General features: G+C 39.7%; 6 protein-coding genes. 3 read left to right on the forward strand and 3 right to left on the reverse strand.

The features are described 5' to 3' along the window. Positions 1-43 precede the first annotated feature (43 nt). Positions 44-244, reverse strand: a complete 201-nt coding sequence (locus tag K6G87_RS17340) for a cold-shock protein (RefSeq protein ID WP_022755461.1) — start codon at positions 242-244, stop codon at positions 44-46. A gap of 281 nt (positions 245-525) precedes the next feature. Between K6G87_RS17340 and K6G87_RS17345 the strand changes: the two genes are divergently transcribed. After that, positions 526-810, forward strand: a complete 285-nt coding sequence (locus K6G87_RS17345; RefSeq protein WP_022755462.1) for a YerC/YecD family TrpR-related protein — start codon at positions 526-528, stop codon at positions 808-810. A gap of 104 nt (positions 811-914) precedes the next feature. Here the strand turns inward: K6G87_RS17345 and K6G87_RS17350 are convergent, their stop codons facing one another. Both K6G87_RS17350 and K6G87_RS17355 read right to left on the reverse strand, forming a co-directional pair. Continuing rightward, complete coding sequence (locus tag K6G87_RS17350; protein WP_296840074.1) at positions 915-1,355, reverse strand: bactofilin family protein; 441 nt, start codon at positions 1,353-1,355, stop codon at positions 915-917. Between the two features lie 35 nt (positions 1,356-1,390). Continuing rightward, positions 1,391-2,185: a murein hydrolase activator EnvC family protein gene (locus K6G87_RS17355; protein WP_296840077.1), complete on the reverse strand. Its 795-nt coding sequence runs from the start codon at positions 2,183-2,185 to the stop codon at positions 1,391-1,393. A 271-nt stretch (positions 2,186-2,456) separates the two neighbouring features. Here K6G87_RS17355 and K6G87_RS17360 point away from each other — a divergent pair, with 271 nt between their 5' ends. Together K6G87_RS17360 and thrS are read left to right on the forward strand one after the other, a co-directional pair. Then, entirely contained in the window at positions 2,457-2,966 is a 510-nt protein-coding gene (locus tag K6G87_RS17360; protein WP_296840080.1) for an SEC-C metal-binding domain-containing protein, read from the forward strand. 370 nt (positions 2,967-3,336) lie between these two features. Then, positions 3,337-4,749, forward strand: a 1,413-nt coding sequence (thrS, locus tag K6G87_RS17365) for a threonine--tRNA ligase (RefSeq protein ID WP_296840083.1), incomplete at its 3' end; no start/stop codon positions are given.

The raw sequence follows: 4,749 nt of genomic DNA on the forward strand, positions 1-4,749 counted from the left end.
ACATCCGTACTATAGATGGGATGTCTTCGATATTATTTTAATATCAAAGCTTGTTTACGTTTACTGCCTGAGGTCCTTTTTCGCCCTGGATTACATCATACTCTACAGAAGCGCCTTCGTCGAGAGACTTGAAGCCTTCCATGTTGAGTCCTGAATAATGTACGAATACATCGTTACCAGCTTCATCAGAGATGAAACCATAACCTTTCTGATTGTTGAACCACTTAACTGTACCTTTGTTCATTGTAATACCTCCACTGGATAATAAAAAAAGTAATCACTACGCTGTCTGATGTTTGTATAAAGTCTATAGCCAACATACTTACTCAAACAACAAATCTAGGTTATCACAAATATAAACAAAAGTAAAGATGATTTTTTGTATCTTTTTAGAAAATTATAACAAATATGTATACTAATTAAAGAATAGACCTGCACTTTACTTCATAACTTTACTATGTTAAAATGTTCAAGGAATAAAGCATATATTATGTAAAGCAGATCAAATTGGAGGATTACCAGAATATGAATAAGAAAATACATACTGATTCTGTAGACCATTTATTTGAGGCTATTTTATGCCTGCAGAATAAGGAAGAATGTTACAGCTTTTTCGAAGATCTTTGCACTGTTAATGAACTTTTATCTCTTTCACAGAGATTTGAAGTAGCATCAATGCTTCGTGATAAGAAGACTTATCTTGAGATCGCTGAAAAGACAGGCGCTTCTACAGCAACCATAAGCCGTGTAAACAGATCACTTAACTATGGTGATGACGGTTACGAAATGGTATTTGAAAGACTTCAGTAAATTCATTTATTGAAAAAAACCGGCTGGTCAAAGTCATTAAGTTAAGATGACCTTGACCAGCCGGTTTTCTTTTTATGCGCTTTATCTTTATTTGATTTACATTATTACTTCTTGTCGGATTCAACAGATGCAGCAGCTCTTTCCTTAGCTGTTGTAGCAGAATTGATATCTGTAGTCATAGTACACTTGCCCTGGAATAAGGCGTTTTCATCTATTACGATGCTCTTGGTTGTAATATCGCCAATAAGCTTTCCACTATCACTGACTTCAAGCTTGCCTGAGTTACAATCAACATTACCATTTATCTCTCCTGCAAGAAATACATTCTGAGCTGTAACGTCACCATTGATCTTGCCGCTTTGTCCCACGATAAGACTTCCCTCGATATGAACAGGACCATTTATTGTTCCGTCAATACGTGTAGTGTCACGTGCACTAAAAGCTCCTTCACAGGTTGCACCAGTACCAATAAGAGTTACAACTTTCTGAGCCTCATCTTCATAGGTGCTGATAGGGGGTGTTTTTGTTTTGTTACTATTGAACATTTTAAGTTCTCCCTTCACATGATCTTGATATAGATTTAGCCGTTGATCTCAAGAAGATCTTCCGGATTAACAAATTCATCGTTGTACTGTATCTGATAGCCAAGAACTGCCCCTTTGTCTCCTACAAGGAATAGAGCTGTGCCCCTGCTTATTGTATCGCCTTCTTCGACAAGTACGGTACCTGAGAGGCGATAGATACTTTTATATCCATTGCCATGATCAATGGTAATACATTTACCGTATTTGGAATCTGATGTGATAGTGAGAACTGTTCCTGAACCTGAAGCTACGACATGTGAGCCTGCACTTGCACTGAATACGAGGATATAATCGCCTTCCTTAGCGTTATCCTTGGAATCAGAAGATGGATCATCAAGACGGGCCTCATAGGAAGCCTGGCTTGAAAGAGGGAATCCTTTTGGAAGAGCGGCTTCAATATCTGCAGCTTCCTTGGCTTCCTCATCATCAACCATAATATTCAGAGCCTTACTTACCTGCTCGTAGTTAGCCTGAAGTTCCGTATTTTCGGACTGAAGGCTGGAATATTTTGATGAAAGGTCATCTATCTGTAATGACTGCTCGTCAATAACAGCCTGCATACTTGCCTGCAGGGCAGAATTCGATGACTGTAAATTTTTATAACGTAGCGTAATATATGCGATATAACAAACGATTGCAACTAGTATTGCAAAAAGAGAAAATGCCAGCACCTGTGTTGCCACATGCCCTAGGTGAATCTGCTTGTTCTTTCTGTCAGAATCACCAGAAATGATCATAAATGTATAGTGTCTTTTATGGCGGTGCTTACGCGGCTGTAGTTCTTTACCCATCACTCATTAACCTCCACCCTACGGACCTCAAGTACGTATTCTAGCACACGACGACTATTATGGCAACAAACCGTTAATAATTATGTAACATTGCCATAAAAATTATAAAAGATTTTTAGGCAAAATGTTAATATATTGCTTTGATTGGCATGGCAGGTGAAGTTTTTACTGATAAGTTGAAATTTTGATGCGAATAGAGTATGATTATGAAAGCCTAAAATAGGGATGATATCTCTGAGGCAAAGATTATATAAGAAAGCAGGTTACATATATGGCATTACTTAAAAAGTGGAGAGACATGGCTTATTCAGAGACAGCCAATAAGGGTGATCTCCAGAGATTATGGACAGAGTACTTTGGTAAAGAGAAAGATATCTACGCACAGCTTCTTAAGAATCCTGATGAAGAGGTTAAGGGAACAGTAAAGGAACTTGCTGATAAATACAACGTTGATATTATGACAATGACAGGCTTCCTTGATGGTATCGATGAAAGCCTTAAGGTTGCTAACGATATCGAGAACATGGAAGAGGATACTGTTGTAAGCCTTGGATTTGATAAAGAGAAGCTTTACAAGAACATGGTTGCAGCAGAGGCTGACTGGCTCTATGGGCTTCCTGAATGGAACGATATCTTCGATGAAGATAAGAGAAAAGAGCTTTACAAAGAGCAGAAGAACTCTCGTACAGTTCACAACGCTCAGAAGATCTATCCTAACGATCCATGTCCATGCGGAAGTGGCAAGAAATACAAGAAGTGTCACGGAAGAAATAAAGCCTGAGATGCTTATATTTGTCCTTTACAAAATTATTTTAAGGGCATATAATCATAGAAATCCAAAATATGGATTTGTTTACTGAATCTATATTTTATAAATCGTTGAAGAGAAGAGTAGGCAGTGGAATTTCTCAGAGAAGGACACCGGGGTATCCCGTGCTGTGAGTGTCCGGAAGGAAGCTGACTGAAAACTAACTCTGAGAGGCCCCAATCCGGCACGGTGATTCCGTTATAATCCAATGAGATATCCTTTTTAAGGATAAAGCAAGGTGGAACCGCGTTAAATACGCCCTTTGCATTACATAACTGTAGTGCAAAGGGCTTTTTTATGCCTGTTTGCACAATGGCACAAAAGTGCAGAAAAGGAGATTAAAATGGAGAAAGAAGAATTCCTGCAAGTTTATCGTCATTCACTGGCACACATTCTTGCAAAAGCAGTAATCGAGATTTATGGCAAAGAGAACGTTCAGTATGGTATCGGACCTCAGCTTGATGATGGTGCTTATTATGATTTTGTTCTTAACAAGTCTATAAGCCCTGATGATTTCAAAGCAATTGAAGACAAGATGCGTGAGATCATTAAGAGAAGAGAAGACTGGACAAGAAAAGAAGTATCCAAAGACGAAGCACGCGAGATCTTCAAGGATCAGAAGTTCAAGACAGAGCTTATCAATGACCTTCCTGAAGATGAGAAGATCACAGTTTACTATACAGGTGAAGATTATGTAGATCTTTGCCGCGGACCTCATGTATCCAACTCTCAGGAACTTATGAACTGCTCATATCAGGTTAAGTCTGTATCAGCAGCATACTGGAGAGGCGATGAGAAGCGCGATCACATGCAGAGAGTTTATATCTATGCATTCCCTGATAAGAATCAGCTCAAGGCTCACCTTGCAATGATCAAGGAAGCTATGGAGCGTGATCACAAGAAGATCGGTAAGGATCTTGACCTGTTCATGTTCAATGAGACAGCACCAGGTATGGCTTACTGGCTTCCAAGAGGATGGAGAATGTATCAGGAACTTTTGAAGTTCTCAAGAGAGATCCAGGACAGACATGGATATACAGAAATCTCTGCTCCTCTTATCAACAACAAGAAGCTTTGGATCATTTCAGGACACTGGGCTCACTATGTTAACAACATGTTCATGGTTCCTGGTATTACAGATGGAACTAAGGCAGAAGATACAATCTCAAGTGATGAGACAGCAGCACACTTCTCACTTGAAGCAGAGGATACAATGGCAGCTAAGCCTATGAACTGCCCTAACGCTATGATGGCTTATAAGAGAACTAACCACTCTTATAAAGAGCTTCCTATCCGTTATAGTGAGTATGATGTACTTCACCGTAAGGAGAAGTCAGGACAGATGAACGGACTCTTCAGAGTACAGGAATTCCGTCAGGATGATGACCATACATTCGTAACAGAAGACCAGATCAAGTCTGAGATCAATGATGTTATGAATATAGCTGATGAGATATATGGAACATTTGGCATCACATACCGTGCAGAGTTCTCTACAAGACCTGATGACTTCATGGGTGATATCGAGGTTTGGAACAAGGCAGAAGCTTCTCTTAAAGAGATTCTTGACGAGAAGTATGGCGAAGGCGGATATGAGATCAATGAAGGTGATGGTGCTTTCTATGGTCCTAAGATCGACCTTCAGATCAAGGATGCTCTTGGACGTGAGTGGCAGTGTGGTACAATGCAGCTTGACTTCCAGCTTCCTCACAACTTTGAGCTTACATATCAGGACAAGGATGGCACAATGAAGCAG

This window comes from Butyrivibrio sp. (assembly GCF_024699075.1).

What these genes read in the sequence shown, in the direction of transcription:
- K6G87_RS17345 (WP_022755462.1), top strand. Translation starts at nt 526, where the DNA reads ATGAATAAGAAAATACATACTGATTCTGTAGACCATTTATTTGAGGCT.
- K6G87_RS17360 (WP_296840080.1), top strand. Translation starts at nt 2,457, where the DNA reads ATGGCATTACTTAAAAAGTGGAGAGACATGGCTTATTCAGAGACAGCC.
- K6G87_RS17350 (WP_296840074.1), bottom strand. Translation starts at nt 1,355, where the DNA reads ATGTTCAATAGTAACAAAACAAAAACACCCCCTATCAGCACCTATGAA.
- K6G87_RS17340 (WP_022755461.1), bottom strand. Translation starts at nt 244, where the DNA reads ATGAACAAAGGTACAGTTAAGTGGTTCAACAATCAGAAAGGTTATGGT.
- K6G87_RS17355 (WP_296840077.1), bottom strand. Translation starts at nt 2,185, where the DNA reads ATGGGTAAAGAACTACAGCCGCGTAAGCACCGCCATAAAAGACACTAT.